Here is a 26,519-nt window from a genome sequence, read left to right as displayed (position 1 = left end):
CGTTAGTTTTGTATAGATAGCACGACAAAATTGTCAAAAATTAATCCTATGCGCGCAACGGTTACCCAAATCGGCTTACTTTTTTTCTTGTTAATTGGATTTCAGTCACAAGCCCAAGACATCAATTGGTTGACTTGGGAGGAAGCTGTTAACTTATCCCAAACGGATGCCAATCCCAAGAAAATATTCATTGATGTGTATACGGACTGGTGCGGTTGGTGCAAAAAGATGGATAAAGATACTTTTCAGAATCCTGAAGTATCAGCCTATATGCATGACAATTTTTACATGGTAAAAATGGATGCCGAAGGTAAAGACCCCATAGAATATCAAGGAAAAACCTTCAAGTTTGTGCCCAGTGGTCGAAGAGGCTACCATGAGTTGGCTGCGGCCTTGTTACAGGGCAAAATGAGCTATCCTACCGTTGTTTTTTTGGATGAAAAGCTGAATATGCTCTCCCCGGTCCCGGGTTATCAAAAAGTGAAGCCTTTTATGCAGATTGCCAAGTATTTTGGCGACAACATATACAAGGAAAAGGACTGGCAGACCTATGCTGGAAAATAAAATCCTTATCGACTATAATTCGGACTTTCCTTGGTGATTGTCACATTATGTGGATGGCTTTCATGGATTCCGCTGGAAGTAATCTTTACAAAACGACCTGTTTCTTTTAATGTAGCGACATCTTTAGCGCCGCAATACCCCATTCCGGCGCGTAAACCGCCAATGAATTGGTGCATGCTTTCGTAGAGTTCGCCCTTGTAAGGCACCCGACCTACTATTCCTTCGGGAACCAACTTTTTAATGTCATCTTCAACATCCTGAAAATAACGGTCCTTGCTCCCTTCTTTCATGGCTTCCACAGAGCCCATGCCACGGTAGGACTTGAACTTTCGACCTTCATAAATGATGGTCTCACCCGGAGATTCTTTGGTGCCTGCAAGCAACGAACCCAGCATCACCGTATCTGCACCGGCAGCAATGGCTTTGGGAATATCACCCGTATAGCGTATTCCTCCGTCGGCAATAACAGGAATTCCTGAACCTTTCAAGGCTGTAGCCACTTCCAAGACTGCTGAAAACTGTGGGAATCCAACACCAGCAACCACCCTGGTGGTACATATGGACCCAGGACCAATACCTACCTTTACCGCGTCAGCGCCAGCCTCTACCAAAAACTTAGCTGCTTCGGCAGTTGCAATATTTCCTACCACAACCTCCAATTCTGGAAAAGCTTTTTTTACACTTTTCAAAATACTCACCACACCTTTGGTGTGCCCATGTGCCGTATCAATAATTATAGCGTCCACACCGGCTTTGACCAAGGCTCCTGCCCTGTCCACGGCATCTGAAGTAACACCAATGGCAGCCGCAACCCGCAATCGGCCGTATTGGTCTTTATTGGCAATAGGTTTTTGAGTAAGTTTGGTGATGTCCCGAAATGTAATCAATCCGACAAGGGTGTTTTCCTTGTTGACCACTGGTAATTTTTCAATTTTATTCTTCTGAAGGATTACCTCGGCTTGCTCCAAAGAAGTACCCTCCCCAACAGTAACCAAATTTTCTGAGGTCATTACCTCTGAGATGGGGCGGTCATTATTTTTTTCAAAACGAAGATCTCGATTCGTGACGATTCCAATCAACTTTTTGTTGTCATCCACAATGGGAATTCCTCCGATACTGTGTTCTTTCATATTGGCTTTGGCATCCCAAACTGTTGAATCCAATGGCAAAGTGACCGGATCCATTATCATTCCACTCTCAGCTCGTTTTACCTTTCGCACTTTCAAGGCCTGCTGTTCAATGGTCATGTTTTTGTGCAACACCCCTATTCCTCCCTCCTGAGCCATGGCAATGGCCATACGAGATTCGGTCACCGTGTCCATGGCCGCGGATACAATGGGCACATTTATGGTAATGCTCCTGGTAAATTTTGACTGGATATTGACTTCTCTGGGGAGTACTTCGGAAAATGCTGGCACAAGTAGGACATCGTCGTAAGTTAGTCCTTCGCCAACAATTTTGTTTAGGTGGGCTTCCATTGCAATTACGGATTAATTGCGTGCAAATATACCATATTTAATTCAATATAGAGGTGCCGCAAAGACTTTCAGAAATACATTATTGAGACTTCTTCTTTTTAAAACTAACTGATAATCATTTAAATAATATATAATATATATTATTTGTTTTTATTTATTCTAAATAAGCTTTGATTTTAAAAAGAGTGCATGTACTTTTGTCGTTCACTAAATTATTTTTAACCAGTCTTAATAAATAAAATGATGCGATTAATTCCAGTACTCCTTTTTTTATGCTGTTTCTTCGTAAAAGCCCAACAAAATCCAACCGCAAACGATTCCTCCCTCATTAAACTGGACGAAGTTATTCTCTCCGCAAAAGTCATTTTCGGAAGCAAATTTGTTGCCAAGAACCGGACAGGGTCTGCTTATTACATTTCTCCAGAAGAGATAAAAAAATTCAATTATACCGATGTTAACCGCACCCTGCGCAGTGTGCCCGGGGTGAATGTATATGAAGAAGATGGGTTTGGACTCCGGCCCAATATCAGCCTAAGGGGAACTTCTCCAGAGCGAAGTGCAAAAATTACGTTGATGGAAGATGGTGTACTTATCGCACCGGCTCCTTACAGTGCGCCATCAGCCTATTATTTTCCTACCATAGCCCGCATGCAGGCCGTTGAGATTTTAAAAGGAAGTAGTCAGGTACAATTCGGTCCCTATACCACTGGTGGTGCCATCAATATGATTTCCACCGAAGTTCCGGATACATTTGAAATCTTTCTTAACTCTAGCTATGGTAGTTTCCAGAGCGGCCGGGTTCATGCCCAGTTGGGAGATAGTCGCAAAAACTTTGGCTATTCTGTGGAATATCTCAACTACAACTCAAACGGTTTCAAAGATTTGGACAACGGGGCCAACACTGGCTTTGACAAAAATGACCTAGTCGCAAAGTTTAAGGTGAACACCAATCCAGAAGCAAAAATTGGGCAAGCATTTGAGTTGAAGTTTCAATATTCCGATGAAAACTCCAACGAGACTTATTTAGGGCTTACGCAGGAAGATTTTGACGCCAATCCCTTTAGAAGGTATGCTGGGTCACAGGAAGACGAAATGACCACTGAGCATATACAGTTTATGGGAACCCATACACTCGACTTCAGTGATAATTTTAGGATAACCACCACTGGATATATCAACGACTTTAGCCGCAATTGGTACAAGGTTGATTTTGTAACCATAAATGGCGAGCGTGAAGGCATTGGAAGCATATTTGGCAACCCAACGGATTTTGCACCTTATATAGATTTGGTAACAGGTGCATCAAACAGTGGCGCTGACGACACCCTCAATGCCAGAAATAATAACCGAGATTATTATTCCACAGGACTACAAACCAAGTTGGATTACCACTGGAATGGGGAAAACACATTTCATGATCTAGAAATAGGTCTGCGATATCATTTTGATGAAGAGGACCGTTTTCAGTGGATTGATGACTATGCCATGGTCGATGGGGACATGCAATTGGTGAACGCGGGCATCCCAGGCACCAACGCCAATCGAATCAGTGATGCTAGAGCATTTGCCAGCTATGCTATGTATAAAATAAAGTATAAGGATTTAACCTTGACGCCAGGTATACGTTATGAGAACATTACATTAAGAAGAAAAGACTACGGCAACAATGACGTAGATCGTACTAGTGTTGATCTTGCTGAAAGAGAAAACAAAGTGGATGTATTCATCCCTGGAATTGGCTTCAACTACAACTTTCAGAATCTATCAGTGTTTGGTGGTGTACACAAAGGATTTTCCCCTCCCAGCAACCAACCCGATGAGGACCCCGAAGAAAGTGTCAACTATGAGTTGGGGACACGATTCTCCTACGCTGGTGTTTCTGGTGAAATCGTTGGATTTTATAACGATTACAGCAACCTCTTAGGGAGTGATCTAGCCGCCACTGGTGGCACAGGATCTTTAGACCAATTTAACGCAGGTGAAGTTAAGGTGCAGGGTATTGAACTATTGTTGAACTATAACTTTTTGGAGAAGAATGAAACGCTTCAAATGCCATTTACTTTCGGATATACGCTTACTGATACCGAATTTTTGAACACTTTTGGCAGTGAGAATGATATCTGGGGTGAAGTTACTGCCGGCGATGAGCTTCCCTACATTTCGAAGCATCAGTTCAATGCGCAGCTTTCCCTAGAGCATGAAAAGTTCGAAATCAATTTAAGTGGAAGATATAATGGTCAATTCAGAACAGAAGCGGGCAGTGGCAGTATTCCCCAAGATGAATTAGTCGCCTCTAATTTTATTATGGACCTTGGTGGGCGTTACCGCATAAATCCACATATCGCGTTGACCGCCAATGTAATTAACCTATTGGATGAAAGTTATGCTGTGGCTCGTGTTCCTGCTGGACTGAGACCAGGGCATCCTTTTGGCATCTATGCTGGTTTGGAGCTAAGGTATTGATGTAAGTTTAGCTTAATTTTAAGTTTTAGGGCATCTGGATATTCAGATGCCTTTTTTTTGTTAATGGTATACCGAAAACAATTCGGTTGCCTTATTGAACGCTGCCTCAAAAACCATCCAGTTCACCCCTGTATCTGCTTTTTCAGCGGTAAAATAGGACAACATTTTTTCAGTGGGCATATTGCCCGTAAGTTCGTCTTTGGCCATTGGACAACCTCCAAAACCTTGAACCGCCCCATCAAAACGGCGACAACCTGCCTTGTAAGCGGCATCAACCTTTTCCTTCCATTTCGTCGGTGTGGTGTGCAAATGTGCGCCAAACTCAATATCCGGATACTTCGGAATAAGTTGTGAGAACAAATAATCTATAACCTCAGGTGTGGAACTTCCGATGGTGTCTGAAAGTGAAAGGATTTTGGTGCCCATGGCAGCCAATTTTTCGGTCCACTCCCCCACAATGTCCACATCCCAAGGGTCACCGTAGGGATTGCCAAATCCCATGGAAATGTAGGTAACCACTTCTTTTTCATGAGTATTCGCCACCTCCAAAATACCCTTTAGGGTATCCACGGATTGAGCTATGGTTTTATGCGTATTCCGCATTTGAAAGTTTTCGGAAATTGAAAAAGGGAAACCCAGATAATCAATCGCTTCATGTTCGCAGGCATCATTGGCGCCGCGAAGGTTTGCCACAATGGCCAAAAGCTTACTCTTAGTCCTTGACAAATCCAACAGGTCCAAAACTTGTGCCGTATCCTGCATTTGAGGAATTGCTTTTGGTGATACAAAGCTTCCAAAGTCGATGGTATCAAAGCCACATCCCAACAATGCTTGTATATATTTGGCCTTTTCTACTGACGGAATAAAGGTTTTAATGCCTTGCATGGCATCCCGAGGACATTCTATGATCTTGACCTTTGACATGGAAACCATAAAATTACCACTTATTTATTCGACAAGAACAGATATATGGCAATCCCCAGAAAAACAATTATTTGCAGCCATTTAAGATACCATCCGGCCCTGGGATGCTTGGTCAGATAGTGTGAAATATTACCAGCCAACAAGGCAATCGAAGAAAAGATAAGGAAAGCTACCAACATGAAAAGCAATCCCAATACATAGAACTGAATTACCGTATTCAGGGTGTCACTGAACAAAAATCCGGGAAAAAAGGCCAAAAAGAATATGGTGACCTTCGGGTTCAATACATTCATTGTGAAACCGACACGAAACAAACGTGTCAATCCTTTGGATTGCATCTTGTTTTGGTTCAAAAGTATGGGGGCATCACTTCGGTACACCTTATAGGCCAGATACAACAGATATAGTGCCCCGAAAATTTTGATGGCATTGAACAGCACATCACTTCTTTTTATGATTTCCGAAACCCCAAAAGCCAACAGCGTGGTGTGCACCAAACAGCCGCTTACGAGTCCTACCACTGTGGCCAATCCCGATTTAACTCCGTTGGAAAGGCTTTGGGTTAGCACAAAAATATTGTCAGGACCTGGTGCAATGGCCAGTGCCGATGCCGAAATCACAAAACCAATAAGTATGGAATAGTTAATCCCTTGAAAAAATTGAATGAACGATACGTACAAGAGATCCATCACATCCTTTCCAATAAGGCCTTGTTGATTTTTTTGATAAGCGCTGGTCCTTCGTAGACAAATCCGGTGTACAACTGGACCAAATCAGCACCAGCATCCAATTTTTCAAAAGCATCCTCGGCGGAATGTATACCTCCCACTCCTATAATGGGAAATGCCTTGTTACTTTTCTCCGCTAAAAATCGGATTACCTCAGTGCTTCTGTTCTTTAAAGGTTTTCCACTGAGACCTCCTTTTTCTTCCGTTAAAATTAAATGGGATTTTAACCCGTCTCTAGAAATCGTAGTGTTGGTAGCTATAACTCCATCGATACCTGTTTCTTTTATAATGGAAATTATATCCAGTAGCTGATTATTGGTCAAATCTGGTGCAATCTTGAGAAGTATGGGTTTTTGTTTGAGCTCTAATTTTTTGGACAACTTCGCATTGTGACTTTTCAATTTGTTCAAGAGCTTGGTTAGAGGCTCTTTGTCTTGTAGTTCTCTCAAACCTGGTGTATTTGGAGAGCTCACATTCACAACAAAATAGTCTACGTACTCAAAAAGAGCATCAAAACAGATCATATAATCCTTAATGGCATCTTTGTTCGCTGTAGTCTTGTTTTTTCCAATGTTACCCCCAACAATTACCCTATGCTTTTTCTTCAACTGCTCGACCGCTTCAAAAACACCTTTGTTATTAAAACCCATTCGGTTGATGATGGCCTTATCCTCCAAAAGACGGAACAATCGTTTTTTAGGATTGCCCGCTTGGGGTTTTGGTGTAACGGTCCCTATTTCCACAAAACCAAAACCAAAATCGGAAAATTCATTGTACAACTTGGCATCCTTATCAAATCCTGCGGCTAGACCCACCGGATTTTTGAACTTTAATCCAAAAACCTCTTTTTCCAGTCTTGAGTCATTTACATGGAACGCTTTACGAAACAGTCGTGTCAAACCCAGCCTGGATAGTATTCCAATGGCGCTGAACGAAAAATGGTGGGCGGTTTCCGCATCAAACAAAAAAAGGAACGGCCTAATGAGGAGTTTATACATTCAAAAAATTTTGACAAAAATATAAACTCTTCAACGCCGATGTAAGAAATCGGCTATTTTTCGTCAACTGACCTTTCTATGTGGATAGGACGTAATGCAAGCTGTCGGCAAAACTTCAAATAGAGTTGATACTGTTTTTCATTAAGAATGGACAGCATTCGAGTATCTATCATTCGTACATTCTGCTTCATACTGTCCAAAATGCCTTTATACTGGGTGGACACGTTAATTAAAACCTCAGGGGAACTTTCTTCGTGCCTTTTTATGAGATATTTGGCTTGATCTTTAAGAAGATCATTTCTGACTTTAAGTTCCGCACTCCAGTTCGTCAATTTTTCTTGTTGTTCTTCATTTAATTGAAACACTTCGATAATCGTTTCATCGTCCTTTCCACCAATACCTAAAAGACAATCTCGTTGTGAAAATCCAAAGAAGTAGCTAAACAGACACATAAATACTAAGGTTGATTCTAATCGCATACTTCCAAAAAAAATGAAATATAGGTTTCTAGCTCCTATTTTTCCCAAAATCACGATTGAATTAGCGTTATTTTTGATAAAAAGCATTTCATGGAAAAATTATTACCCCGATTTCTGGAGTATGCAACCATCGATACTCAGAGCGATCCCTATTCCAAAACCACCCCTAGCACAGAAAAGCAATGGGCTTTGGCCAAAAAATTGGTGATGGAGCTCCATCAAATCGGAATGCAAGAGGTTTCCATTGATGAAAATGCATATATCATGGCCACCTTACCCAGTAACTTGGACAAAAAAGTACCTGTTATAGGTTTTATTTCCCATATGGACACATCTCCGGATTTTTCAGGAAAAAATGTGAAACCACAGCTCATAAAAAATTATGATGGAAAGGACATTGTTCTCAATAAAAAAAAGAACATTGTCCTATCACCTGATTATTTTGAGGATTTATTGCAGTACCAAGGGCAAACGTTGATCACCACCGACGGTTCCACCCTCTTGGGAGCAGATGATAAGGCAGGCATTGCCGAGATCATCACTGCTATGGAGCATTTGGTCAACCATCCCGAAATAAAACACGGAGAAATACGGGTGGCATTTACCCCTGATGAGGAAATTGGCAGAGGTGCCCATAAGTTTGATGTAAAAAAATTTGGTGCTGATTGGGCCTACACTATGGATGGAAGCCAAGTAGGTGAGTTGGAATTTGAAAATTTTAATGCGGCACGTGCCACCATAACAATCAAAGGAAAAAGTGTACATCCAGGTTATGCCAAAGGAAAAATGGTCAATGCCGTTGGCATTGCCAACGAGTTTTTAAGTCTGTTGCCCCCACGTGAAGTCCCGGAACATACTCAAGACAGGGAAGGTTTTTTTCATGTACACAAGATAAAAGGAGAAATTGAACATGCTGAAATAGAACTTATTGTCAGAGACCATGATCTTGTACATTTTGAAGCAAGAAAGCAATTGCTACAAGATATTCAGAGAAAAATCTCAAAAAAGCATGGGGATTGCATCGTATTGGACATTGAAGATCAGTACAGGAATATGCGTGAGAAAGTAGAGCCGGTGTTTCACATTGTTGAAATTGCCAAAGAAGCCATGGAATCTTTGGGCATTGAACCGATTATAAAACCTATACGGGGTGGAACGGACGGTTCTCAGTTAAGCTTTATGGGTTTGCCCTGCCCCAATATTTTTGCTGGGGGACACAATTTCCATGGAAAGTATGAATACATTCCTTTGGAAAGTATGGAAAAGGCGGTCATGGTCATTGTAAAAATCTGTGCGTTGACTGCCGAACAAATAAAGTAAAATGGAAAAATCAGAAAAACTGGAGGCGTATTATGACAAAGAAAGCCCTTTCAAAAAAGGTATAGCGCTATTGCGAAAACTGGCAGCGCAATCGGATTGCTTTGAGGATTTCAAATGGAATTTCCCCGTTTATACCGTAAATAACAAAAATGTCTTTGGTATTTGCCGATTCAAAGAACACTTTGGGATTTGGTTCTTTAATGGAGTTTTTTTGAGTGATCCCAAGAACATATTGGAGAACGCTCAGGAAGGTAAGACAAAAGGTATGCGACATTGGAAATTCCGTGCAGTGGAAGAAATTGATGAACAAATGGTCTTGGAATATATGAGGGAATCCATTGAAAATCAGAAAGAGGGCAAGGAAATCGAGGTGGAAAAATCGACCGGTACTACCATACCCGAACTATTAGAGGAACGACTCCAGCAAAGCGACCGACTAAAAGTAGCTTTTGAAGCATTTTCCCCTTATAAGCAGAAGGAATTTTGCGAGTATCTCATGGAAGCAAAACAGGAAAAGACCAAATTAAGGCGGCTGGAAAAAATCCTTCCCATGATTGAAAAAGGTATTGGTTTAAATGATGCTTATCGATAAAAAAAAGCGCCTTTAAAGGCGCTTTTCTATGTTGTTCGAAATAAATTTACTTCTTGGCAGGAGCATTCAATTTCTTGCTCATTTCCATCGAAATAGCCGATCGATCAAACTTTAGGCGGCCGGCCATGGTTTCAATTACGCAGGAAAAATCCTTGTCGTTTAACTCCACGACTTTTCCGTGCAGGCCACTTTTGGTAATGATACGATCTCCTTTCTTAAGCGCTGAAGCAAATTTTTTCTCATCCTTCTGACGTTTGACCTGCGGACGTATCATAAAAAAATATGCTACGGCAAAAATCAATATCAGCGGTAAAAACTGTCCTAAATTTTCCATGTAAATTTTACCCTATTTTACGGGACCGGCCGGAGCGGCATCCTTGGGATTAACAAATGCCTTGATCCTTAAAAGTTCAGTGCCCTTTTCGGTGTTTGCCGTAACGGTTACGGTTTTGGTCACCTGATTTTGTCCAGAACCATTAAATTTCACCAACAACTCCCCAGATTCTCCAGGAGCAATAGGTGTGTTTCTTGGGTATTCTGGAACGGTGCAACCACAGCTGCTCTTGGCATCTGTGATAATCAATGGGGCGTTCCCGGTATTGGTAAATTTAAAGGTTGTTTCTTGTGGGGTTCCACTCTCGATACTTCCAAAATCGTGTTCAGATTTCTCAAAAGTCATTACAGGAAGGTTTTTTTGTGCTTCGTCCCTACCAGTGGCACTTTCCACGTTGTCGGCCACCACTTTGTTGGAAGCCTTGTCCTTGCAGGAAACACTTATCGTGGCCACTGCCATGATTAAACTCAAAACTGTTGTTATTCTTTTCATGGTATAAAAATTATTTTTTCCAAAATTAAACAAATATTGTTTATCGAAGGCCTCGACCTATTTTTTGAAGTCTTCCATCTGCTTTATATTCTTTCGCCAGTTTGTCCAAAACCCCGTTTATAAAAATGCTGCTCTTGGGCGTGGAGTATTCCTTAGCAATCTCCAAATACTCGTTCAGGGTTACCTTTTCCGGAATGGTTGGAAAATTGAGCAGTTCACAAATGGCCATTTTTAGAATGATGGAATCGATTTCTGCGATTCGATCATTATCCCAATTCGGTGTTTTACCTTCTATTTCGTTCTCCCATTTTGCATCATTCAACAAAGTTTTGACCAAAAGCTCATTGGCATAGACCATATCTTGCTCATCTTTGAGCAGTTCGGGCAAAAAGAAACCTTCACTGGTGGATTCGTTGGTTTTTTTAAGGCGCTTCACCAAATATGTATTGACAATCGGAATGTCGTCTACCCAAGTGAGTTTGTCATCTTCGAAGTATTCGTAGATTTTTTCGTTGGGGGCTATAATACTCTTAAAGAGTTGCAGCACCACCTCGCGATCATCTTCATAGCTATCATGACCATTGGTCATATAATTCTTATATATGTCACTGGCTACAATTTCCTTATAAAGTATCTTCACGTATTCCTCGTTCAGGTACCAATTGTTGAGTTTTCTTTTGGAAAGTGCCTCTTGCAACAAACGATTGTTCGAGATTTGAAGCAATAATCTGTTCTTGATGAATTTTTCAGGATTTGGATAGTGGTCTTCCTCGGTGCTCACATACTTTTTTGGGGCATGGGTCACATATTTTTCAGCGAGTCGATGAAGTTCCACCAAAAGGCTTAAAATCAGGAGATAGAGCACATACATATTCTCGATGCTCACTTTGAGAAACTTCTCCTGTTTCTCCAATGAATCGTCCTTGGATTGGACCAAGGCGTAGATGCATTGCATTACTTTAACTCTGATATGCCTTCGGGTAAGCATTTTTTAAAGAACTTTTAAAGTCGTTTTTTGGCTTTTACTGCGCAAAAGTAATCTTATATTTCATTCTTGCACCACCAAAGTGGTTTTCTTATCAGTTTTATAACATTTACTTTGTGGTCAAAGGCATATATTTGCCGAATGGTCAGACCTTTTTAACCATCTTCCCTCCCATGAAGGAACTAAAGCACCTAAATAAATACTTCAAAAAATATTGGTTTAAGCTATTGCTGGGGATTTTAATCACCATTATTGCGAGGGTATTCTCCCTGATCATGCCTTCTTACGTTAATAAATCCATACAGGCCATTGAACAGTTTATGGCCAAAAATATTTCCATGGACCAAGCGAAGGAATTTTTGTTCCAATACATTCTGATAATTGTCGGTGCTGCGATTCTATCTGGATTGTTCACCTTTTTGATGAGACAGACCATTATCAATGTATCAAGATATATTGAGTACGACCTTAAAAATGAGGTTTTTGACCACTATCAAATATTGAATCTCAATTTTTACAAAAAGAACCGAATTGGAGATTTAATGAACCGCATCAGTGAGGATATCAACCAAGTCCGCATGTACGGTGGACCTGCCATTATGTATGGTATACAGACCCTGACCCTGTTCGTTTGTCTTATTCCACTTATGTTCATTAAAGCGCCAACCTTGGCCGCTTATACATTGCTTCCACTGCCTATTCTATCTGTGTTGATTTATCAGATAAGCAGAATTATCCATACGCGAAGCACCAAGGTTCAGGAATTTTTGTCCACACTGTCCACCTTTACCCAAGAATCCTTTTCTGGTGTGGCAGTGATAAAAGCCTACAGCCTTGAACCCAAGATTAACGCAGAAATACAGGATTTGGCGCAAGAAGGAAAAGATACCAGTATGGATCTTGCTAAGGTGAATGCATGGTTTTTTCCCCTAATGATTCTTCTTATTGGTATCAGCAACATTTTTGTAATCTATATTGGCGGCAAGCAATATATAAATGGGGAGATAACCTCAATAGGAATCATTGCTGAGTTTATTCTTTATGTAAACATGCTTACATGGCCGGTGGCCGTGGTGGGATGGCTTACTTCTATTGTACAACGCGCAGAAGCATCCCAAAAAAGGATAAACGAGTTTTTAAAAGTGGAGCCTTCCATAAAAAATGAAGTGACGCAAACTACGCCGATAAAGGGAAACATTGAGTTTAGGAATGTGACCTTTACTTACGAGGACACGAACATCACAGCACTCGACAACATTTCCTTTAAAATTGATGCTGGGCAAACTGTAGCCTTTTTAGGCAAAACTGGATCTGGAAAGTCCACAATCTTGGACATGGTGGCCCGATTGTACGATGCAACTTCTGGTGAAGTATTGATTGATGGAACACCTATTCAGAAATTAAATCTCAACAGCTTGCGAAGTGCCATTGGGGCCGTTCCTCAGGATGCTTTTCTTTTTTCCGACACTATTGAGAACAACATTCGCTTTGGTGATGAGACAGCCACTTTGGAAGAAATCAAAGAGGTGGCCAAAAAAGCCGTGGTGCACAAAAACATTGAAGGTTTTTCCAAAAAGTACAATACCGTTCTTGGGGAACGTGGCATTACGCTGAGTGGTGGCCAAAAACAACGGGTTTCCATTGCCAGAGCCCTACTAAAAAACCCTAGAATATATCTTTTTGATGATTGCCTTTCCGCTGTAGACACCGAAACAGAGGAGGAAATATTGAACAACCTTAAACAGCTTTCGGAGGACAAAACCACACTGATCGTGAGCCATAGAGTATCTTCTGCAAAAAATGCGGATAAAATTATTGTGTTGGAAAATGGCAAAATCATACAAGAGGGCACCCATGAAGAACTGAACAACGTTGATGGCTATTATAAAGAACTCTATCTCAGTCAACTCTCCGAGAAAGAATAGCAAAAAAGTTGCTGAATTAGCTTTTTTTTTACATTTTTGGTTGAATTATACAACATTGCAACAAACACACACTAGACCATATGAGCGATAAAGATATCATGGACCAGGAAGAGATTTACTCCAAAGTGCTTAGGGCTGGGAGAAGAACCTACTTTTTTGATGTTAGGAGCACCAAGGCGGGTGATTACTATCTGACTATCACCGAAAGCAAAAAATTCACACATGATGATGGTTCTTTCCATTACAAAAAACATAAAATTTATCTATACAAAGAAGATTTTTCCGCATTTAGGGAAAACATGGAAGAAATGATGGATTACATCATCAATGAGAAAGGTGCAGAGGTGATTTCAGAACGTCACCAAAAAAACTTTAAAAAAGAAGAGAACAAAGCAGAGGAAAATGGTGAATCCTCCGGTAGCTTTACCGATGTGGATTTTGATGACATCTAACTGAATATTCATAAAAAAACCAAAAAACGGCCTGTATTGAACAGGCCGTTTTTTATTTTTATCACAGACTAATTCAAACAAACCTATATGAAACAATTGTTTACGCTATTTTTTGCGGTATTCATCAGTGCACATTTGATTTCCCAAGAGATTACCCTCGACTACTACCTTCCAAAAAATGTAACATACAATCCAAACATTCCCAAGCCCGCCGAAATTATTGGCCATGAAGTTGGAGAATGGCACGTTACCCACGACAAGCTGGTTTCTTACATGCAACAATTGGCTTCGGCCAGTGATAGAATGGTATTGGAGAACCGGGGCAAAACCTATGAAGGAAGACCAATTTTGTTGTTGACCGTCACTTCCCCAAAAAATCATCAAAACCTAGAAAGTATTCGTAGGCAACATATTGCCATGACAGAAGGGGATACCAGCAGTGATTTGTCCAATATGCCCATAGTGGTTTATCAAGGATTTTCCATTCACGGAAACGAACCAAGTGGTTCCAATGCAAGTTTGGCCTACGCATACTACTTGGCGGCCGCTGAAGGACCCGAAGTTGAAACCATGCTCAACGACATGGTCATTCTATTGGATCCCAGTTTCAACCCTGATGGTTTGCAGCGCTTTGCTTATTGGGCCAATGTTCATAAAAGTCAAAATCTAAATCCAGACTCCAATGAAAGGGAGTACCACGAAGTATGGCCGGGAGGTCGCACAAACCATTATTGGTTCGACATGAACCGGGACTGGTTGCCCGTGCAATTGCCCGAAAGCAGGGCACGGATAGAAACCTTTCATAAATGGTTGCCCAATATTTTGACCGACCATCATGAAATGGGCACCAATAGCACCTTCTTTTTTCAACCTGGCGAACCATCAAGGGTACATCCTTTGACTCCAAAAATAAATCAGGAACTTACTAAGGAAATAGGGACCTACCACGCCAAAGCTTTGGACAATATTGGCTCGCTATATTACTCTGAAGAAAACTATGACGACTACTATTACGGCAAGGGATCTACATTCCCCGATGTTAACGGAGGCATTGGAATCCTTTTTGAACAAGGCAGTTCCCGTGGACATATACAGGAAAGCGAAAACGGCATCCTTACTTTTCCGTTTACCGTAAGAAATCAATTTACCACTGCAGTTTCCACCATTGAGGCTGCAAAGAACATGCGTATCAAAATTCTAGACTATCAGAAGAAGTTTTATGATGATATGCGGCAAGAAGCTTCACGTAACAGAACCAAAGCCATCATTTTTGGTGACAATAAGGATGCAGCCAAAACTTGGCATTTGGCAGAAATCTTAAATCGGCACAAAATCAAGTTCCATGAACTCGCCAAAGATGTCACCCTAAACGGGAAAACCTATAAACCAGGATTTAGTTACATCGTTCCGATGAATCAAAAAAATCCAAGATTGATTCAGACCATGTTCGAAAAGCGTACCACCTTTACCGACAGTCTTTTTTACGATGTTTCCGCATGGACCTTTCCACTGGCATTTAACGTGGATTACACGAATCTGACATCGCTTGCCAATGCCGGACAGGAGATTACCGATTTTAAAATGCCCACAGGAGGGGTGGACAAAAAAAGCCAATATGCATATCTGTTTGAATGGCATGAATATTATACCCCTGAGGCTTTGAACAAAATCTTGGAGAAAGGATTGCGCGCCAAAGTGGCCAAATCTCCTTTTACCGTTGAAGGCAAAAAATATGATTATGGCACCATAATGGTCCCTATTCAGAATCAAAAACTGAACCCTGATGAATTGTATGGCTTTTTAAATGAGGTAGCGAAAGAAAGTCATATAAAAATAAATGCCGTAACCACGGGTCTTACCCAAGGCATTGATTTGGGCAGCAACGATTTCGATCCCATAAAAAGGCAGAAAATTGCCATTTTGGTCGGTGATGGGGTTCGTTCCTATGATGCAGGGGAAATATGGCACCTTTTTGATACGCGTTACGACATAAAAATCACCAAGATAGATTCCCGTTATTTTAATGATGTTGATTTGGACAAATACACCGATTTGATACTTCCGAGTACCGGTTGGGGTGGAGGCTCCAAATTGGACCAAAAAAGTGCGGAAAAAATTGAAGAGTGGGTCAGAAATGGGGGAACCGTCATCGGATACCGCACTATGGCCGATTGGTTCAAGAAAAACAAATTGATGGAGTTGGAAATGAGGAAAGATACTTTGGTAGCTACGAATGTTCCGTTTGACCAAAAAAGTGATTTTACAGGTGCACAGGTTACTGGTGGGGCTATTTTTGAGGCCAAACTTGACCGTTCCCATCCTGTTAACTATGGATACAAAAATGATAAACTGGCCCTGTTTAGAAACACTAATGTTTATCTGGAGCCTGAAAAAAATAGCTATGACAACCCTATTCAATACATGGAAAATCCCCTCTTAAGCGGATACATTTCGGAAGAAAATGCTGCACTTATTAAAAACAGTGTGCCCTTTAAAGTGAAAAAGTTAGGTAAGGGTAGAGTAGTTCTATTTACGGACAACACCAACTTTAGAGCTTTTTGGTATGGCACCAACAAGTTATTGATGAACACTATTTTCTTTGGAAAGATGATGTAATTCCAATCTTGACCAGCAGAATATTTAAACCGGCATGCCCAAAAACAGCAAGGCATGCCGGTTTCATATTAAATACATTGACGAGCACCAACAGGCAAACCAAATAAATAAGAGAATAGAATAGCAAGGAAAACCCAAACCGATAAGTGGCCATAAACTCATCTTCGGGAACTTTGGGCTTTATAACGATTCGCCAAATCAATACCACGGGCAGATTCCAGAGCAAGAAAATATTCTTTAAAAATCCACGCGCCAAATTATCTTTTTGCCTTGCTGACCGTGTATAAGTTTTGTTGGCAACCATGGCATTAACTTTCTCTGGATCAAGATATACTTTACCGTTTTTTCCTATCTCTTGGATAATGGCATCATACCCATCCTCTGGAAAATGGGCTGTTAGCGTGGTAAGACTATCAAACACTTGCTGCTTCAATTCTCCAACAAAGTCATTTGCTCCAATAAATTGCTGCACTGCAATCGGTTTTCCAAAATGAATTGTGGTCGAATCCCCGACTTGCATGGGATTTGCATAATTCTGCCCCACAGGTACCAATAAAAGGTCCAACCCAGGGTTCTTTTGCAAAGCTGCATGAACAATTCGGGTAAACCCTTTACTCAAGGGTCTTATCCTTCGTTTCAAGCTATGATTGGCTTCCGGAAACAACACAATTGCCTGTTTATCTTCAAGCAGGTTTGCACACGTATCAAAGATCATATTGTTTTTGGGCAGTGTGTCCCTCCCGTCCCGAAATCTATATATGGGCAGCATCTGCAGGAACGTAAAGAATGACCGTAGCCAAGGATTGTCAAAAACATCGGAACGAGCCAAAAACCAAGGTTTTCGTCTGCAACGCGTTGCGATCAGCAGGACATCCAACAACGCATTTTGGTGGTTGGACAAGAAAAGAACTGGTTGTTTGCTGGGAATATGTTCCCTACCCACTGCTTTTATCCGTTTGTAGTATAAGAAAAGGCCAAGTGACACCCACAGTTTGATTGCAAAATACCCCAGCCGCTTCAAACCAACTCTTCTTTTTCAATCGGCCTAACGCCCCAAATTCCTCCTAACACAAGTCCCGAAATCAAATGCCATATTCCCCAGAAAGCGGTAAGAAGTGCCATGCCACCCAAGCCATCAAAAAATGTAAAAATCAACAATAGGCCCAAGCCTGAATTTTGTATTCCTGTTTCAATGGTTATACATCGGATGTTTTCTTGGGACAATCCTACCGCCTTCGCAAAAGAAAATCCTGTTAGAAGGGCCACTAGATTGTGCAGTACAACCAACCAAAAAACATAGAGCACATATTCCATGAAAATGGCTTTGTTCTTGTAAAGAGCCAAGAATACCAATATCACAAAGAACAACAAGGACCCCAATTTAAACCCCTTGGCCAGTTTTTTGGCTATGTGAGGCTGATAATGATTCACAAGCATACCCATGACCAAAGGAACTCCAAGCAATAGGGATACCAGCTTAACCATTTCCAAGGGAGCAATGGAAACTTCTTTTAAGATGGAAGCAGTGGGGCCGTAGAGACCTCCCCATAAATTCAGGTTAAAGGGAGTCATAAAAATGGCCACTAAAGTGGCAATCGCCGTTAGTGTAACCGAAAGGGCCGAATTTCCTTTGGACAAATGCGTGAAAAAATTGGAAACATTGCCCCCTGGGCAGGCCGCCACCATGAACATGCCCAAAGCCATACTAGGAAGAGGTTCAATAAGCCATACCAAGGTAAAGGTGAGTGCTGGAAGCACTAGAAACTGGCAAAACACACCTGTCAAAACAGGTTTTGGAGTTCTTAAAAGACGTTTAAAATCATTCCATGAGATTTCCAAGGCTATTCCAAACATTACTAAAGCCAGGGCTGAATTGAGGGTCCAAAGGGATTTTTCATCAAAATTGATGTGAACGCTATCTATTATTTGCTCCAAGAAAAGTCCTATTTGGTTTACAAGATACAGGATTCAAGTGATTTCAGCGTTTTACTAAGTTTTAAGCGGCCACATCCGTTAATTTCATAATTTTAAAGCTATAAATAAGAATACTATGGCAAGAACCCCAAGCAAAATGCTTGCCCTTGGCACAAAAGCTCCTGATTTTCAATTGTTGGACACGGTATCAGACCAAGTGCTAACCTTAATGGATGTTAAGGGTGAAAAAGGCACTGTGGTGATGTTTATCTGCAACCATTGTCCTTTTGTGGTCCATGTAAATCCTATGATTTCAAAGCTCGGCAAGGAATACCAAGACAAGGAAATTGGTTTTGTGGCCATTTCCAGCAACGATATTGTCAATTATCCGCAAGATGCTCCACATTTAATGAAGGAAAAAGCTCAGGAAGAGGGCTATACCTTTCCCTATTTATTTGATGAAACACAAGAGGTTGCGCATGCTTATGATGCAGCTTGCACTCCGGATTTTTACCTTTTCGATGCCAAAATGGAGTTGGTATATCGTGGTCAATTGGATGATTCACGGCCGGGAAATGGCCTTCCTCTAACCGGAAACGACCTGAGAGCAGCCATGGACGCACTTTTATCGGGCGAGGAAATAGATTCAAATCAAAAACCAAGTATTGGTTGCAATATAAAATGGACAAATACCTGAACTACTTTTTTACAAATGGAATTTAACCTAACGGAAAGCATACAGATTCTTGGCAAAACACCCTATGTGATTTCAGATATTCTTAAGGACCTTCCTGATACCTGGATCAAAACCAACGAAGGAGGTGATACTTGGAGTCCTTATGACATTGTTGGACATTTAGTACACGGTGAGAAAACCGATTGGATTTCCCGCACTTTAATAATACTAAGCGAGGTAACGGATAAAACGTTCGAACCTTTTGACAGATTTGCACAGTTTAAAAACAGCAAGGGGAAAACCCTGGATAAGTTATTAAATGAATTCTGTCAACTGAGAAGCGAGAATCTTCAAAAGCTGAAAGCTTTTAAGATTGATGAACAGGCGTTAATGAAGACAGGGGTGCATCCCGAGTTTGGTCCTGTAACGCTCAAACAGTTATTGTCTGCATGGGTTGTGCACGATTTAGGCCATATCAACCAAATAACCCGGGTAATGGCGAAGAATTATAAAATTGAAGCTGGTCCATGGCCTAAATACCTCGCAGTGCTACAGGACAAATTATAGAGGCAGATTTTGACAATCAACTTTAATCATACAATGAAGATAACTCCTAAGGAAGCCCTAAAAAAATTGACCGAAATAGATTCTCCCTTTTTGACCTTGTTTGAACACGGAACACTATCCTTGGAGATATACAAGCCAGAAAAAGTAGATTTACAAAAACCCCATTCCAGGGATGAAGTTTATGTTGTGGTAGCTGGAAGTGGTACATTTATGATGGATGGCAAACATACTGATTTTGGTCCTGGAGATTTTTTGTTCGTTCCTGCTGGAGTAGAGCATCGGTTTGAAAACTTCACAGACGACTTTGCCACTTGGGTGTTGTTTTACGGTCCGGAAGGAGGTGAAAGTGCTCATGGAAAATAATGTTGTTTTAGAAATAGTTAGAGCGGATACGGTTGATACCTACATACGTGTTGGCAAGAAATCCTATTGTGAACATTATCTGCATTTATGGGAAAACGAAGACCCCAGTCCCTACTTAAATAGCAGTTTTACCCACGAGGTGGTCAGTTCTGAATTGGAAAATCCCAATGTTATCAATTTTTTGGTGAAGGCCAACGATGTGCCCACTGGAATTGTGAAACTGATCATTGATCAACCCTTGGATGAACATTCCGCCAAAGATTCCCTGTTGGCCCAAAAAATATATTTACTCAAATCCTTTTCGGGAATGGGCATAGGACAAAAAGTGCTTCGCCTTATAGAAAATTATGCTATCGACCTTAACAAGAAATTGGTGTGGCTGGATACCATGCAAAAAGGAAAACCCCTAAACTTTTATCTTAAAAATGGGTTCAAAATTAATAAGGAAAGTGCTTTAACGCTGCCAGGTGCCATACCTTCTGAAAAACCCATGTGGATTCTTACAAAACAACTCTGATTTACCAACCCTCTCGTTTAATCAGGCCCTCTATATGCGAAAAATGATGGGAGCCGTGCCATGCATAGCGTCCTACATTTTCAGCAAGAGTGGTTTCAGTGTTTCCCTCCGGATGGGTGAACACACGCTTCAAATCCTCTTTGGAAAGTCCTTTTAGCAAGAAGACCAATTTGGCATGGACGGCCTTGAGGTGGTCCAGTGAAAGTTGAATGGGTGCCGATTTTGCATCGAACAAGTTGGACCACTCTTTTTCCCGATACGGTTTTATAATGGGATTATCCTCCGTTAAGGCCCATTTAAAACGAATATAACTGTGATGATGACTGTCAGCAATATGATGGACCAATTGTCTCACCGTCCACCCTCCCGGTCTATAGGGTGTTTCCAGTTGGCTCGCAGAAAGTGGGGATACCAACATTTCCAACTTGGCCGGTAGGTGTTCCAAAACCGATATCCATTCCTTCAGATGGTCTTCGGTAATCTTTCTTGGGATTTGGTAATGCCCAACAGGATAGCGAAGTTGTTCCAGTGTTTCTTTTTCCATAGCTAAAAATAACAAACTTCAGGTTGTTAAGGGAGGTGAAATGATCAAAATCATTTTGGATTTCAAAACTTTAATAGACATTTAACGCTTTCATATTTATAACTGTTGAACATCTACTAATTTTGTAGACTACTAGTATTAACTTAATAAAATAACACCTATGGCCACTATCAGATTAGGCGATACTGCCCCAGATTTTACCGCAGAAACCTCCCAAGGAACCTTGAATTTTTACGATTATATTGGCGATGGATGGGGAATTTTGTTTTCGCACCCTGCAGATTTTACTCCTGTTTGTACCACGGAGCTTGGCACAGCCGCCAAGTTTAAGGATGAATTTGATAAAAGAAACGTAAAAATGATGGCTTTGAGTGTAGATGGCGCAGCATCGCACAATGAATGGATCAAGGATATCAACGAAACGCAAAACACTGTCGTTAACTTTCCCATAATTGCCGATGAAGACCGAAAAGTGTCCGACCTTTATGATATGATTCACCCCAATGCCGACGATACACTTACGGTAAGGTCGGTTTTTATTATTGGGCCTGACAAAAAGGTAAAGTTGATTTTGACCTATCCCGCCTCAACGGGACGAAATTTCTATGAACTATTGCGTGTCATCGATTCGCTTCAACTTACAGCGCACCACAAAGTGGCAACACCTGCAAATTGGAAGAATGGAGAAAAAGTGGTAGTGAGCCCGTCAATTCCTACGAATGAAGCCAAAAAAATTTTCACGAAGGGCGTGGAAGAAATCAAGCCTTATTTGCGTATGACACCAGACCCTAGCACCTAAATAAAAAGGCGCCCATAAAACCATTGACCCGAACTTAAGTTTGGGTCTTTTTGTTTTCTCCAGCTGAACGCAACCCTTACATTATTTTTAATCTATTGTTGTAAACACCGTTCCCCATAACCATTAAATAAACAAAGCATGAACACTTTCTTTGGAGTACTCCTGTTGTTACTGCTCGTTAATCTACTACTGCTTATTTTAAGCGTTAACGGGTCCAAAAAATAGTTGTATTTGGGATACATGTACCAGCCGCTTTTCTATTGCTAATGGAATTTTGCACAATATGGTAGGGTATTTTTGCGTTGGATTGTTATTGAATTGTAAAGACGCCAGATAGCTAAATTCGACAACCAATGAATACCTTTTTCACAATTTTGTCTTTATTGCTTGCTTTAAACCTGTGTTTACTTTTAGTGAGTGTGAACAGGTCAAAATAAAAAGCTCCCAAAAGAAATTTGGAAGCTTTTTTATGGGAATGGAATGAGAACTTACCCCACTTTCATCAATTCGACATCAAAAATCAAGGTTGCGTCCGGTGGTATTACACCGCCAGCGCCAGCACTGCCATATGCCAAATCTGATGGGATTACAAAGCGTGCCTTATCACCCACTTTGAGCAGTCCAATGCCTTCATCCCAACCAGGAATTACCTGACCAATACCCAGGGTAAAGTCTATAGGCTGGTTTCTTTTATAGGAAGAGTCGAAAACCTGTCCATTTGACAAACAACCCTCATAATGTACTGAAACAGTTTTTCCCTTTTCAGCTTTTGCACCATTTCCTTTTTGTATTATTTGATAACGCAGTCCGCTTTCGGTTTTATCAAAACCAGTAGCCAATTCCTCCATTTCAGCCTCCGCTCGCGCTTTAGCTTCCTCAATCCTTTTTTCTCTGGCCCCCTCAAAGGTCCGGAAGGCTTCAATGGCGTTCCATTTTTCAGCTTCTCCCCCTACTCTCACAATTTCAAGGCTTTCTATGGAATCGCCCTGCGCAATGACATCCACAACTTCCTGTCCATGTTCCACCTGTCCGAAAACGGTATGCTTGTTATCCAACCATGGAGTGGGCACATGGGTTATGAAAAATTGGCTTCCATTGGTTCCGGGTCCAGCATTGGCCATGGACAAAATTCCAGGGGCATCATGAACCAAGTCAGGGTGAAACTCATCATCAAATTTATAGCCCGGATCTCCCGTTCCAGTGCCTGATGGACATCCTCCCTGGATCATGAAATCTGCTATTACTCGGTGAAACTTCAAGCCGTCGTAATAAGGGGTTCCCTGTGGCTTCAACGAATTCTCCATATTGCCCTCGGCAAGGGCCACAAAATTGCCCACAGTTCCCGGAGTTTTATCATAGGTGAGCTTTACCAATATTTCTCCCTTTGTTGTATTGAATTTAGCGTAGATTCCGTCTTGCATATTCTAATTTTAATGTTTAAAATGCTCTTTCTTTTAAAAGTGTGCAAATGTAAAGGTTTTATAGGGCAATACCGAGTGGCTTGGGCAATTTCGGTTATGTCGGTTTCTAGGGTTGCCAATGCGAATCTCTTTTATCCTTATGGAAATCTCAACGATTTTCCTTAATTTCTGGTTGAATTTCTAAAGCATAATTACTTAAAAAAATGGGTGCTGTAGTCTGGAAAATACATTTGAACGCCAGCCCTGATTTGGTTTTCCAATACTTGACAACCCAAGAGGGACTTGAACAGTTCTGGGCGGAAAAAGCACTGGAAAAAGACGGTATGATACATTTTCATTTTCCGAATGGACAGGAATACCGTAGCAAAACTCTTCATATAGAGCAAAACAAAGAATTTCACATTGATTATTTTGACTCCTTGGTAAAATTTGTTTTGGAACCATCCCAACCTCAGGGTACCGACTTAATCTTAATCAATGAGGGTGTGGCCGAGGATGAATACTTGGAAGTGCATGCCGGATGGGTTTCTGTACTACTGACTTTAAAAGCAGCAGTAGATCATAATTGTGATTTAAGAAATCATGACAAAACAAGAACCTGGGACCAAAAGTATGTGAACAATTGAATCCAAAGATCAACAATAGCAATACCTATGATGCAAAGTCTGGATGAATTCAACAAAATTTTTACAGCAGGTTCCAACGCTCATAAAATGGGATTAAAACTTCGTGGTTTGGTTGCATCAAACTTTGAAAATATTGACGAGACCATAAGTGGCGGTGCTAAGGTGAAGCTTGCACTGTACAGTAGAAATGGAACAAACAATGTGCTTTGTGGCATACAACAGGGCAGTAATGATTCGTGCATGTTGTATGTGCATCATATTCCTGAATTGGAGCATGATAGACTTAAATTTAGTGGTAAAGGCAAGCATGCCAAACGAATCAAGTTTACCGATATCTCCCAAATATCTACCGAAGATATTACTTGGTTATTGGGCAAGGTTCGAGAAAATGCACCTTATTAGGACTTTTAAAAAGAGTGTGGGCTGGCTAAGAGTCATTATCCCTTTATTTGTTTTTGCGGAATAGTCCCGTACTTATCAATCAAATAGACCAAACTGGCCATGGTAGCTGCACCGAGCTCCAACTCCCTTTTGTTCACATGCTCAAAAGTATCGTTCTCTGCATGGTGATGATCAAAATAGCGTTGAGAATCGGGCCGTAATCCGGCGAGTACAAGTCCTTGACCTTTTAACGGTCCAATATCCGCACCACTGTATCCTTCCACAAACATGTGGATCAAATAGGGTTCAAAAAGGGGTTTCCAACTTTGTATCTGCTTAAGATTCTCCTCGGAACAATCAAACGAAAATCCTCTAGGAGTGAATCCACCTGAATCACTTTCAAGCGCAAAAACATGTTGTTCATTTTTATTTTGGGCGACTTCTGCATATTTATTTCCTCCCCTAAGCCCGTTTTCTTCATTCATGAATAATACAACGCGTAGTGTACGCTTGGGTCTATATCCGGTTTTTTTGAACAAACGAAGCACTTCCATACTCTGCACACATCCTGCCCCATCATCGTGCGAGCCGTCACCAAGGTCCCAAGAATCCAAATGTCCTCCTACAACCATAATCTCTTCCGGGTGGGTGGAGCCCTTTATTTCACCAATTACATTGTAAGACTCCACATCGGGAAACTGTTTGCAATTCTGCTTGAAATAAAACTTTATGTTGGGATTTAATTTTAAGGTAGTGCTTAAGAGTTCGGCCCCTTCGGTACTGATTGCAGCAGCAGGAATGCGATTTTCAACGGGCGTATCACCATAACCCATGGAGCCGGTATGGGGATAATCGTCCAAGCGTAGGTTCATGGAACGTACTATAACTCCCGATGCACCAAACTTTGCTGCCTCCGCAGCACCAGAATACCGCTGGTCCACACAACCAGAATAGGCTGCAAAAGTGCTAATTTTAGTAGGGTCCATCGGACGGTTGTAAAATACAATTTTGCCTTCTATGTTTTCAGTACCCAATTTTTCCAGTTCCTCTATTCCTTGAACTTCAATAATATTGGCCTTTAAGCCTCCATCCGGTGTGGCCACGGAGCCTCCCAAGGCACAGATGGGCACATTGGTGGTAAGTCCCGGCTTGGTCTCTATATAAGCAAATTCAGGGGTTCCCCTTACCCATTTGGGAACCATGACGGGCTGCAACCAAACCCGGTCCAGTCCCAACGAATCCAATTGCCCTTTTGTATAGTCAACAGCCTGTTGTGCTTGTACGGAACCCGATAGCCGACCCCCAATTTGATTGGAGAGGTGATTGAGCCAATCATAGGCCTTGCCGTTTGTCAATGCTGCGTCGTAGAGTGCCTTAATCTGTTTTTCATCTTCAGACTGGGCATAAAAAATGGTGCCACACAAAATCAATGCGACTAGGAGTAGGGGTAATCTCATTCTGCCGATTTTTCCAATTGCTTTTTAAACTTTTCCAAGTTAGCTTTTATTTCATCATCCAACTCGGGTTCCTCAACATCTTTATACATTTTTAACGATTCCAACAATATGGACGCCACTAGTACCCTTGCCGCCTTTTTGTTATCCGCAGGTATCACATACCAAGGTGCATGATCCTTGGAAGTTTTACTGAGCGTTTCTTCATAGTAGGTCTGATATTTGTCCCACAATTGCCGTTCTTTAAGGTCGTCTGGTGAAAACTTCCAATTTTTTCGCTTCAATCTAATTCTTCGGAGTAATCGCTGCCGTTGCTCTTCTTTCGACAAATGCAGGTAAAACTTAAAAATAAGAGTGCCGTTCTCGGCAATGTGTTTTTCAAAATTGTTGATTTGTTCATACCGTTTTTCCCAAAAATTGTCATCAATATCAGAAACTGATTCGATGCCCGGAATGTTTTCACCCAAAATATACTCAGGATGCACACGGGTCACCAGTACATTTTCGTAATGCGTTCTATTGAAAACGGAGAATTTGCCCCGCTCTGGCAATACAACGTAATGTCGCCATAAATAATCATGCTTCAACTCCCTAGGGGTTGGCACCTTGAAACTGTGAACCACTACACCCCTCGCATTGAAATCTTTAAAGACTTCCCTAATCAAGCTATCCTTGCCAGAGGTGTCCATACCTTGCAAGCAGACCAAGACACCGTATTTGCCATGGGCATACAAGGTGTCTTGAAAATCACCCAGTTCCTTTCTTATTTTTCTTAGATCCTTTCTAAGTTCACCGTCCGATTTTCCAAAATCCTCAAAAGTGCTTTTTTCTGAAAGTTTTACCCCGTTTTGGGCCCTGTAGGCATCAATTTCTATTTTTTCCATAGGATTGAAGATAGCTTTTTTTG

General features: G+C 41.2%; 28 protein-coding genes. 14 read left to right on the top strand and 14 right to left on the bottom strand.

Annotated features, from left to right (window positions below):
* Positions 1 to 48 precede the first annotated feature (48 nt).
* Positions 49 to 564: a thioredoxin family protein gene (locus GTQ34_RS00385; RefSeq protein ID WP_166521782.1), complete on the top strand. Its 516-nt coding sequence runs from the start codon at positions 49 to 51 to the stop codon at positions 562 to 564.
* 5 nt (positions 565 to 569) lie between these two features.
* Here GTQ34_RS00385 and guaB read toward each other — a convergent pair whose 3' ends face one another.
* Positions 570 to 2,042, bottom strand: coding sequence for an IMP dehydrogenase (gene guaB, locus GTQ34_RS00380; RefSeq protein WP_166521781.1), 1,473 nt, complete (start codon positions 2,040 to 2,042; stop codon positions 570 to 572).
* Positions 2,043 to 2,282: 240 nt separating this feature from the next.
* Here guaB and GTQ34_RS00375 point away from each other — a divergent pair, with 240 nt between their 5' ends.
* The gene (locus GTQ34_RS00375) at positions 2,283 to 4,505 is read left to right on the top strand and encodes a TonB-dependent receptor family protein (RefSeq protein ID WP_166521780.1); all 2,223 of its coding nucleotides are present in this window, start codon (positions 2,283 to 2,285) and stop codon (positions 4,503 to 4,505) included.
* A 60-nt stretch (positions 4,506 to 4,565) separates the two neighbouring features.
* On the opposite strand, the gene GTQ34_RS00370 is transcribed toward GTQ34_RS00375, so the two are convergent.
* Genes GTQ34_RS00370 through GTQ34_RS00355 form a run of 4 tightly spaced genes read right to left on the bottom strand, consistent with a single transcriptional unit; the run spans position 4,566 to position 7,607 of the window.
* On the bottom strand, positions 4,566 to 5,429 hold the full coding sequence (locus GTQ34_RS00370) for a hydroxymethylglutaryl-CoA lyase (protein ID WP_166521779.1): 864 nt from the start codon (positions 5,427 to 5,429) through the stop codon (positions 4,566 to 4,568).
* A gap of 20 nt (positions 5,430 to 5,449) precedes the next feature.
* On the bottom strand, positions 5,450 to 6,118 hold the full coding sequence (locus tag GTQ34_RS00365; RefSeq protein ID WP_166521778.1) for a LysE family translocator: 669 nt from the start codon (positions 6,116 to 6,118) through the stop codon (positions 5,450 to 5,452).
* Positions 6,118 to 7,155 (bottom strand): quinone-dependent dihydroorotate dehydrogenase, encoded by a 1,038-nt coding sequence (locus GTQ34_RS00360; protein WP_166521777.1) that lies wholly within the window; start codon positions 7,153 to 7,155, stop codon positions 6,118 to 6,120. Before GTQ34_RS00360 ends, GTQ34_RS00365 begins: the two co-directional genes overlap by 1 nt.
* 53 nt (positions 7,156 to 7,208) lie before the next feature.
* Positions 7,209 to 7,607 (bottom strand): hypothetical protein, encoded by a 399-nt coding sequence (locus tag GTQ34_RS00355; RefSeq protein WP_166521776.1) that lies wholly within the window; start codon positions 7,605 to 7,607, stop codon positions 7,209 to 7,211.
* 117 nt (positions 7,608 to 7,724) lie between these two features.
* Between GTQ34_RS00355 and pepT the strand changes: the two genes are divergently transcribed.
* Both pepT and GTQ34_RS00345 read left to right on the top strand, forming a co-directional pair.
* Positions 7,725 to 8,954 (top strand): peptidase T, encoded by a 1,230-nt coding sequence (gene pepT, locus GTQ34_RS00350; protein ID WP_166521775.1) that lies wholly within the window; start codon positions 7,725 to 7,727, stop codon positions 8,952 to 8,954.
* A 1-nt stretch (position 8,955) separates the two neighbouring features.
* Positions 8,956 to 9,546, top strand: coding sequence for a YdeI/OmpD-associated family protein (locus GTQ34_RS00345; RefSeq protein ID WP_166521774.1), 591 nt, complete (start codon positions 8,956 to 8,958; stop codon positions 9,544 to 9,546).
* A gap of 46 nt (positions 9,547 to 9,592) precedes the next feature.
* Here the strand turns inward: GTQ34_RS00345 and yajC are convergent, their stop codons facing one another.
* Genes yajC through nusB form a run of 3 tightly spaced genes read right to left on the bottom strand, consistent with a single transcriptional unit; the run spans position 9,593 to position 11,327 of the window.
* Positions 9,593 to 9,880, bottom strand: coding sequence for a preprotein translocase subunit YajC (gene yajC / locus GTQ34_RS00340; protein ID WP_166521773.1), 288 nt, complete (start codon positions 9,878 to 9,880; stop codon positions 9,593 to 9,595).
* Between the two features lie 12 nt (positions 9,881 to 9,892).
* Positions 9,893 to 10,372 carry a DUF1573 domain-containing protein gene (locus tag GTQ34_RS00335; protein ID WP_166521772.1) on the bottom strand — a complete coding sequence of 160 codons (480 nt, stop codon included), beginning with the start codon at positions 10,370 to 10,372 and terminating at the stop codon, positions 9,893 to 9,895.
* A gap of 40 nt (positions 10,373 to 10,412) precedes the next feature.
* Complete coding sequence (gene nusB / locus GTQ34_RS00330; RefSeq protein WP_235914937.1) at positions 10,413 to 11,327, bottom strand: transcription antitermination factor NusB; 915 nt, start codon at positions 11,325 to 11,327, stop codon at positions 10,413 to 10,415.
* A 203-nt stretch (positions 11,328 to 11,530) separates the two neighbouring features.
* On the opposite strand from nusB, the gene GTQ34_RS00325 reads away from it, so the two are divergent.
* The 3 genes from GTQ34_RS00325 (at position 11,531) to GTQ34_RS00315 (ending at position 16,350) form a co-directional block, all read left to right on the top strand.
* Positions 11,531 to 13,282, top strand: a complete 1,752-nt coding sequence (locus GTQ34_RS00325) for an ABC transporter ATP-binding protein (RefSeq protein ID WP_166521770.1) — start codon at positions 11,531 to 11,533, stop codon at positions 13,280 to 13,282.
* 80 nt (positions 13,283 to 13,362) lie between these two features.
* Positions 13,363 to 13,734, top strand: coding sequence for a PUR family DNA/RNA-binding protein (locus tag GTQ34_RS00320; protein WP_166521769.1), 372 nt, complete (start codon positions 13,363 to 13,365; stop codon positions 13,732 to 13,734).
* A gap of 87 nt (positions 13,735 to 13,821) precedes the next feature.
* A complete protein-coding gene (locus tag GTQ34_RS00315; protein WP_166521768.1) occupies positions 13,822 to 16,350 on the top strand; it encodes a M14 family metallopeptidase in 2,529 nt (842 codons plus the stop codon).
* On the opposite strand, the gene GTQ34_RS00310 is transcribed toward GTQ34_RS00315, so the two are convergent.
* The gene (locus GTQ34_RS00310) at positions 16,325 to 17,335 is read right to left on the bottom strand and encodes a lysophospholipid acyltransferase family protein (protein ID WP_166521767.1); all 1,011 of its coding nucleotides are present in this window, start codon (positions 17,333 to 17,335) and stop codon (positions 16,325 to 16,327) included. The two genes, GTQ34_RS00315 and GTQ34_RS00310, sit on opposite strands and share 26 nt — an antisense overlap.
* 32 nt (positions 17,336 to 17,367) lie before the next feature.
* Positions 17,368 to 18,285, bottom strand: coding sequence for a bile acid:sodium symporter family protein (locus GTQ34_RS00305; protein ID WP_235914936.1), 918 nt, complete (start codon positions 18,283 to 18,285; stop codon positions 17,368 to 17,370).
* A 115-nt stretch (positions 18,286 to 18,400) separates the two neighbouring features.
* On the opposite strand from GTQ34_RS00305, the gene GTQ34_RS00300 reads away from it, so the two are divergent.
* The 4 genes from GTQ34_RS00300 to GTQ34_RS00285 are packed head-to-tail and all read left to right on the top strand — an operon-like array spanning position 18,401 to position 20,387.
* On the top strand, positions 18,401 to 18,961 hold the full coding sequence (locus GTQ34_RS00300) for a thioredoxin family protein (RefSeq protein WP_166521766.1): 561 nt from the start codon (positions 18,401 to 18,403) through the stop codon (positions 18,959 to 18,961).
* 15 nt (positions 18,962 to 18,976) lie between these two features.
* Positions 18,977 to 19,507 (top strand): DinB family protein, encoded by a 531-nt coding sequence (locus GTQ34_RS00295; RefSeq protein WP_166521765.1) that lies wholly within the window; start codon positions 18,977 to 18,979, stop codon positions 19,505 to 19,507.
* A 33-nt stretch (positions 19,508 to 19,540) separates the two neighbouring features.
* Positions 19,541 to 19,870: a cupin domain-containing protein gene (locus tag GTQ34_RS00290; protein WP_166521764.1), complete on the top strand. Its 330-nt coding sequence runs from the start codon at positions 19,541 to 19,543 to the stop codon at positions 19,868 to 19,870.
* Positions 19,860 to 20,387, top strand: a complete 528-nt coding sequence (locus GTQ34_RS00285; protein WP_166521763.1) for a GNAT family N-acetyltransferase — start codon at positions 19,860 to 19,862, stop codon at positions 20,385 to 20,387. The genes GTQ34_RS00290 and GTQ34_RS00285 overlap by 11 nt, the downstream gene beginning before the upstream one ends.
* A gap of 1 nt (position 20,388) precedes the next feature.
* Here the strand turns inward: GTQ34_RS00285 and GTQ34_RS00280 are convergent, their stop codons facing one another.
* The gene (locus GTQ34_RS00280) at positions 20,389 to 20,931 is read right to left on the bottom strand and encodes a YfiT family bacillithiol transferase (protein ID WP_166521762.1); all 543 of its coding nucleotides are present in this window, start codon (positions 20,929 to 20,931) and stop codon (positions 20,389 to 20,391) included.
* Positions 20,932 to 21,091: 160 nt separating this feature from the next.
* On the opposite strand from GTQ34_RS00280, the gene GTQ34_RS00275 reads away from it, so the two are divergent.
* The gene (locus tag GTQ34_RS00275; protein ID WP_166521761.1) at positions 21,092 to 21,730 is read left to right on the top strand and encodes a peroxiredoxin; all 639 of its coding nucleotides are present in this window, start codon (positions 21,092 to 21,094) and stop codon (positions 21,728 to 21,730) included.
* Positions 21,731 to 22,218: 488 nt separating this feature from the next.
* On the opposite strand, the gene GTQ34_RS00270 is transcribed toward GTQ34_RS00275, so the two are convergent.
* Positions 22,219 to 23,151, bottom strand: coding sequence for a peptidylprolyl isomerase (locus tag GTQ34_RS00270; protein WP_166521760.1), 933 nt, complete (start codon positions 23,149 to 23,151; stop codon positions 22,219 to 22,221).
* A 203-nt stretch (positions 23,152 to 23,354) separates the two neighbouring features.
* Between GTQ34_RS00270 and GTQ34_RS00265 the strand changes: the two genes are divergently transcribed.
* Together GTQ34_RS00265 and GTQ34_RS00260 are read left to right on the top strand one after the other, a co-directional pair.
* The gene (locus tag GTQ34_RS00265; RefSeq protein WP_166521759.1) at positions 23,355 to 23,777 is read left to right on the top strand and encodes an SRPBCC family protein; all 423 of its coding nucleotides are present in this window, start codon (positions 23,355 to 23,357) and stop codon (positions 23,775 to 23,777) included.
* A gap of 27 nt (positions 23,778 to 23,804) precedes the next feature.
* Positions 23,805 to 24,179, top strand: coding sequence for a hypothetical protein (locus tag GTQ34_RS00260; RefSeq protein WP_166521758.1), 375 nt, complete (start codon positions 23,805 to 23,807; stop codon positions 24,177 to 24,179).
* Between the two features lie 35 nt (positions 24,180 to 24,214).
* Here GTQ34_RS00260 and GTQ34_RS00255 read toward each other — a convergent pair whose 3' ends face one another.
* Entirely contained in the window at positions 24,215 to 25,615 is a 1,401-nt protein-coding gene (locus tag GTQ34_RS00255; protein WP_166521757.1) for a M20/M25/M40 family metallo-hydrolase, read from the bottom strand.
* Complete coding sequence (locus tag GTQ34_RS00250) at positions 25,612 to 26,496, bottom strand: PPK2 family polyphosphate kinase (RefSeq protein ID WP_166521756.1); 885 nt, start codon at positions 26,494 to 26,496, stop codon at positions 25,612 to 25,614. The genes GTQ34_RS00255 and GTQ34_RS00250 overlap by 4 nt, the downstream gene beginning before the upstream one ends.
* Between the last annotated feature and the right edge of the window lie 23 nt (positions 26,497 to 26,519).

The sequence above is a fragment of the Flagellimonas ochracea genome, assembly GCF_009903685.1.
Lineage (GTDB): Bacteria > Bacteroidota > Bacteroidia > Flavobacteriales > Flavobacteriaceae > Flagellimonas > Flagellimonas ochracea.
This window is presented reverse-complemented; position numbering and strand designations above follow the sequence as displayed.

What these genes read in the sequence shown, in the direction of transcription:
- GTQ34_RS00335 (WP_166521772.1), bottom strand. Translation starts at nt 10,372, where the DNA reads ATGAAAAGAATAACAACAGTTTTGAGTTTAATCATGGCAGTGGCCACG.
- GTQ34_RS00375 (WP_166521780.1), top strand. Translation starts at nt 2,283, where the DNA reads ATGATGCGATTAATTCCAGTACTCCTTTTTTTATGCTGTTTCTTCGTA.
- GTQ34_RS00360 (WP_166521777.1), bottom strand. Translation starts at nt 7,155, where the DNA reads ATGTATAAACTCCTCATTAGGCCGTTCCTTTTTTTGTTTGATGCGGAA.
- GTQ34_RS00285 (WP_166521763.1), top strand. Translation starts at nt 19,860, where the DNA reads ATGGAAAATAATGTTGTTTTAGAAATAGTTAGAGCGGATACGGTTGAT.
- GTQ34_RS00320 (WP_166521769.1), top strand. Translation starts at nt 13,363, where the DNA reads ATGAGCGATAAAGATATCATGGACCAGGAAGAGATTTACTCCAAAGTG.
- GTQ34_RS00345 (WP_166521774.1), top strand. Translation starts at nt 8,956, where the DNA reads ATGGAAAAATCAGAAAAACTGGAGGCGTATTATGACAAAGAAAGCCCT.
- GTQ34_RS00260 (WP_166521758.1), top strand. Translation starts at nt 23,805, where the DNA reads ATGATGCAAAGTCTGGATGAATTCAACAAAATTTTTACAGCAGGTTCC.
- GTQ34_RS00290 (WP_166521764.1), top strand. Translation starts at nt 19,541, where the DNA reads ATGAAGATAACTCCTAAGGAAGCCCTAAAAAAATTGACCGAAATAGAT.
- GTQ34_RS00275 (WP_166521761.1), top strand. Translation starts at nt 21,092, where the DNA reads ATGGCCACTATCAGATTAGGCGATACTGCCCCAGATTTTACCGCAGAA.
- GTQ34_RS00365 (WP_166521778.1), bottom strand. Translation starts at nt 6,118, where the DNA reads ATGGATCTCTTGTACGTATCGTTCATTCAATTTTTTCAAGGGATTAAC.
- GTQ34_RS00385 (WP_166521782.1), top strand. Translation starts at nt 49, where the DNA reads ATGCGCGCAACGGTTACCCAAATCGGCTTACTTTTTTTCTTGTTAATT.
- yajC (WP_166521773.1), bottom strand. Translation starts at nt 9,880, where the DNA reads ATGGAAAATTTAGGACAGTTTTTACCGCTGATATTGATTTTTGCCGTA.
- GTQ34_RS00315 (WP_166521768.1), top strand. Translation starts at nt 13,822, where the DNA reads ATGAAACAATTGTTTACGCTATTTTTTGCGGTATTCATCAGTGCACAT.
- pepT (WP_166521775.1), top strand. Translation starts at nt 7,725, where the DNA reads ATGGAAAAATTATTACCCCGATTTCTGGAGTATGCAACCATCGATACT.
- GTQ34_RS00265 (WP_166521759.1), top strand. Translation starts at nt 23,355, where the DNA reads ATGGGTGCTGTAGTCTGGAAAATACATTTGAACGCCAGCCCTGATTTG.
- GTQ34_RS00325 (WP_166521770.1), top strand. Translation starts at nt 11,531, where the DNA reads ATGAAGGAACTAAAGCACCTAAATAAATACTTCAAAAAATATTGGTTT.
- GTQ34_RS00370 (WP_166521779.1), bottom strand. Translation starts at nt 5,429, where the DNA reads ATGTCAAAGGTCAAGATCATAGAATGTCCTCGGGATGCCATGCAAGGC.
- GTQ34_RS00270 (WP_166521760.1), bottom strand. Translation starts at nt 23,151, where the DNA reads ATGCAAGACGGAATCTACGCTAAATTCAATACAACAAAGGGAGAAATA.
- GTQ34_RS00300 (WP_166521766.1), top strand. Translation starts at nt 18,401, where the DNA reads ATGGCAAGAACCCCAAGCAAAATGCTTGCCCTTGGCACAAAAGCTCCT.
- GTQ34_RS00250 (WP_166521756.1), bottom strand. Translation starts at nt 26,496, where the DNA reads ATGGAAAAAATAGAAATTGATGCCTACAGGGCCCAAAACGGGGTAAAA.
- GTQ34_RS00255 (WP_166521757.1), bottom strand. Translation starts at nt 25,615, where the DNA reads ATGAGATTACCCCTACTCCTAGTCGCATTGATTTTGTGTGGCACCATT.
- GTQ34_RS00295 (WP_166521765.1), top strand. Translation starts at nt 18,977, where the DNA reads ATGGAATTTAACCTAACGGAAAGCATACAGATTCTTGGCAAAACACCC.
- guaB (WP_166521781.1), bottom strand. Translation starts at nt 2,042, where the DNA reads ATGGAAGCCCACCTAAACAAAATTGTTGGCGAAGGACTAACTTACGAC.
- nusB (WP_235914937.1), bottom strand. Translation starts at nt 11,327, where the DNA reads ATGCAATGCATCTACGCCTTGGTCCAATCCAAGGACGATTCATTGGAG.
- GTQ34_RS00355 (WP_166521776.1), bottom strand. Translation starts at nt 7,607, where the DNA reads ATGTGTCTGTTTAGCTACTTCTTTGGATTTTCACAACGAGATTGTCTT.
- GTQ34_RS00280 (WP_166521762.1), bottom strand. Translation starts at nt 20,931, where the DNA reads ATGGAAAAAGAAACACTGGAACAACTTCGCTATCCTGTTGGGCATTAC.